The 4,094-nt window shown below is 33.1% G+C and carries 4 protein-coding genes; all 4 read right to left on the bottom strand.

The features are described from left to right. Window positions 1-124: 124 nt before the first annotated feature. The 4 genes from BIV60_RS25265 to BIV60_RS25250 all read right to left on the bottom strand — a co-directional run bounded on the left by BIV60_RS25265 (window position 125) and on the right by BIV60_RS25250 (window position 3,819). Window positions 125-436 (bottom strand): thioredoxin family protein, encoded by a 312-nt coding sequence (locus BIV60_RS25265; protein WP_071358466.1) that lies wholly within the window; start codon window positions 434-436, stop codon window positions 125-127. 15 nt (window positions 437-451) lie between these two features. Next, complete coding sequence (locus BIV60_RS25260; RefSeq protein WP_071358465.1) at window positions 452-823, bottom strand: MerR family transcriptional regulator; 372 nt, start codon at window positions 821-823, stop codon at window positions 452-454. A gap of 293 nt (window positions 824-1,116) precedes the next feature. Next, window positions 1,117-2,232, bottom strand: coding sequence for a PepSY-associated TM helix domain-containing protein (locus BIV60_RS25255; RefSeq protein ID WP_071358464.1), 1,116 nt, complete (start codon window positions 2,230-2,232; stop codon window positions 1,117-1,119). Window positions 2,233-2,847: 615 nt separating this feature from the next. Next, window positions 2,848-3,819, bottom strand: a complete 972-nt coding sequence (locus BIV60_RS25250) for an FTR1 family iron permease (RefSeq protein ID WP_071358463.1) — start codon at window positions 3,817-3,819, stop codon at window positions 2,848-2,850. Window positions 3,820-4,094 lie beyond the last annotated feature (275 nt).

The following is a 4,094-nucleotide window of genomic DNA, read 5'->3' as shown; positions in this document are numbered from 1 at the left end:
TTATACGAAAAACAACAATCTATGCGAAAATAGCCATAATTAAATGCCAGAGAAAGCTTTTTAAATTTTAAAATTGCAAAAAAAGGTTGCCATTTGACAACCTTTTTAAAGATATAAATGTCAATTATATTTTGGTTTCTAATTTTGTTCTGATATCATCAATATAATGTAAACCTCTAAGTGAATCTACTTTTTGTCCGTCTTTAAATAACAGCATCGTAGGAACACCTTGAATATCGAACTTAGCAGCAAGCCCCGGTTCTTGATCGACATCAACCTTTGCGATCACAAGCTTTTCTTTATACTCTTCTGATATCTCTTCTAGAATAGGCTCCTGGATACGGCATGGTGGACACCATTTAGCCCCGAATTCAATTAAAGTAATTCCTTTTTCGATTTCTTTATCAAATGTTTCAGAATGTAATTGTTTGAACAATATGAAAACCTCCCTTTATTGGCCATCATCAATCCGGGTACGTTCTTCTTTAATAGCCGTGATCCGTTCAACTAAATTGGAACGAATCATGGTAAGCAATTGGATTTGCTGGTCAAGCTCTTCCAATTTTTCTTCGTAGATCGGGAGAACTTCTTTACAGAACGCTTCTTTGTTCTTTAATACACAATTCAGAAACCCTGAGATTTGCTCAATAGAAAGTCCCAAATTTAAATAAAACTTAATCGTATTCACTTGGTCCACTGCTAAATCATGGTATTCGCGGTATCCGTTAGACAAACGAATGGGGCTTAGAATTCCTTGTTCCTCATAGTACCGCAATGAACGAATGCTTACCCCAGTAAGTTTAGATAACTCGCCGATTTTCAATGAAGATACCCCCTTTCTTAATGATGTTAGAGCAATTATAAACCCTTACATTAATGTAAGGGTCAAGAGGTTTTTCATTAAATTCAGCAAAATAGGGGAAAATGTAGCGCCTCCCTATTGCTTACTAATCAATATTTATGATTTTAAAGGAATTTGTGAACCTTCGTTGCATTTTAAATTAAATCCTTCTAATCGCCTAATTTCTCAGTTTAAATACCGAGGATTTGGGCTTTTTTGTTCCCCTATACCCTGTAGACCGTTTGTGGATTATACGAAAATGGAAACAAGCTTAATTATGCAGCCTGAACTGTTCTCTTTTTTTGTTTTCTTTTGTTCTTTTTCTTAAACCACCACATAAAAGTTCCTGTAATCATTAGAATGGATGGAGTAAAGCCACCAATTGTATATAAAATTTTTGTAAATATTCCTCCAAAAGTTCCTGTATGCAAAGGAAAATGCCATATTTGATAAAATAGACCACGGTTTATTTTTGGATCTAACTTTCCTACTATTTTTCCACTATACTGGTCTACCCATACTCGTATGTTTCCATCTCCAGGATCGTAAGAACGACTAAGGCGAATTTCTACAGCCCCTTCAGACATTCCTTGCTTCTTTTTTTCTGGCATTCTAACTTGAGTAATCGTTCCCTTATGTACTTCTTTTTCAGCTTTATTTAATAAAAGGTCCAGTGGAAGCTTTCCAGTTGGAAGAGGCTTAGAAACAAGTTTCTCTTCCGGCGGTGTTATCTTTGCCTTTCCGCCAAACCATCCAAAAATTGTCTCGTCATATGTAAAAAGAGCACCTGTTAATGAAACAATCAATAAAAATGGTATGGACACTGCCCCTATGACTTTATGTAAATCGTAATGCTTTACAAAAATGTTTTTATTGCGTCTCATTCTAAAACCACTTGTCCACTTTTTTATTCCTGGCCACCATAAATATATTCCTGACAACGTGATCAAGAAGAAAAGAAATCCAATTATACCGACAATATTCTCACCTTTAAAATCTTCAAGGAGAAGTGATTTATGAAAATCAAGGATGTTATTAAACAATGCATTATCGCCCAATGTTCCATTTATTTGTCCAGTCCCAGGGTCAACATAAATTGATTGCTGCTTTTCACCATCTTTAAGACGAAATAAGTAAACTCCTTTCGCATCTGGTTCATCTGGTGTATATACACGTTTAATTTCCCCTTTTGGATATTTGTTTGATACAGTATCCAAAGCTTGTTGATAGGTTACTTTTTTGCCTTCTGTTACTTTAAATAATGTAGGATGTATTAAGTGATTTAATTCTGGTTCAAAAACAAGTAAACTTCCGGTTATTCCAATAAGTACTATAAAAATACCTACTAACATGCTCAACCATAAATGAATTTTTCCAACGACTTTCCGCATATCTTAAATACCTACTTTCCAACAAATAAGATAAAGATCATAATAATAATTGAAATTTGTTAATATCTTCAAAGAATGGTAGTCAATTTAACTTTTAACCTCTTCTTTATAACCACTAATTTAGGGTCAGTTTAAACGCAGGTCCTAGGCACCGCGGATATTCTTCCATTAAATTAAATATTATTCTTTTTCACCAAAGCCAACAGTTAATAATTTTTCAGGAATCACACCTAAACTCTACCTACAACAAGTAATGAGCCTGGCATACTTCATTCACCTCCCCCATTAAATTTCAAGATAATCAACCTCAAAACAATTCAATCTTCAATGCCTTAATCATAATTTTACATTGGTAGAGAAAAATTTATTTTTAGAGACACTTTAATCGAAATTGATTATCATTTTCAATTAATATTTTAAATGATAATGATAATCATCGTCAATATGTTTCTCTTATCTATCTGTTCATTCCCTAAAAATAATATTCTTTTCACCAATTCCAATCTTCAACTTCCGCAAACTACTAGAGATATTTCCACTGACTTCCCCTTATCCACCACTTTACTCACGTTAAAGATATAAAAAAAGAGTGGCATATCAGCCACTCATCACATCTTACATTGTAGGAATCATTTTTTGTTTTATTGCTTTTCTCTTTGTTAAATAACGTTGTAAAAAATAAGATCCTAATACATAAATCACAGCAAATGCTTGAAAAGATAACGTCTCTACGGTTGGGAATATACAGAACCATACTTGAGCCCAATCTGGGATATAAAGATTTTTAATTGTTGTTGTACCAATCCATCCAGCTAATTGCATTTCTTGAACAGTTTCTCCAACCATTACGGCAAGAACCACTACCAAGAGAGCACCTGTAAATACCAGCATCTTTTTATGTGGTAATCGTCTTTGAGCAAGGAATGTTAATACACCTACAATCAGCGTTAGTGCCAGACCAATCATTGCTCCTTGCAGAATAATATCGGAACCTACTTTTAATCTTAAATTTTGAAGAAAAAGAACTACTTCGAACCCTTCACGGTAAACGGATGTAAGACCTAAAATGAATAACGACCAAAAAGTAGTGGTCTGGGCATTTTCATCATTGTTTGAAGTGATTTGTTGTTTCTTTCGATTATGAAGACTTATCCAACCAGTCCAATAAATTTTATGAAAGAACCAATTCATGATAATAAGTAAAACAATTACAGCTAAAATCCCTGTAAATGCTTGAATATTCAACTCAGATGCATTTACTGAAGCAATAATTGCAACCACGATAAACCAAGTAGCAATTGTAGCTAAAAAGGAAACTCCTGCCCCCATTGAGATAGGTTTCCAAAGATTGTCTTGCTTTTTACGAACTAACCCTGAAATGATAGCTGATAAAACTAAAATAGCCTCTAGTCCTTCTCTAAATACAAGTATTGCCGTATTTATAATGGCTGCTTCGGGTGATATGTTTTTCTCTGTTGGGTCTGGATTACCATGAAAATGGATACCTTGCCATATGATGACACCAATTACTACAAGTAAAGAAAATGTAATAAGTATAGTCTTTAAATTAAAGATCTTCCTGATCATTGTAATATGTACACTCCCTTTAGGTTATTGATAATGATAATCTTTTTCAATTAATACAAAATGATTTTATCTAAAACATAATTATGGGTCAATGAAATTATCAAAAATCTAATCTATTTTTAATTTTTCACTAAAACTAATACTTCCAAAATAAATAATTACTTTTCATAAAAAAAGAGTGACATTAACAGTCACTCAGTACATCCTATCTGAACCCAAATACTGTTGTACTAGAAATAAACCCGGTTCGAAAATTATTAAATAAATTTTTAAGT

The organism is Bacillus sp. MUM 116 (assembly GCF_001866655.1).
Lineage (GTDB): Bacteria > Bacillota > Bacilli > Bacillales > Cytobacillaceae > Neobacillus.
This window is presented reverse-complemented; position numbering and strand designations above follow the sequence as displayed.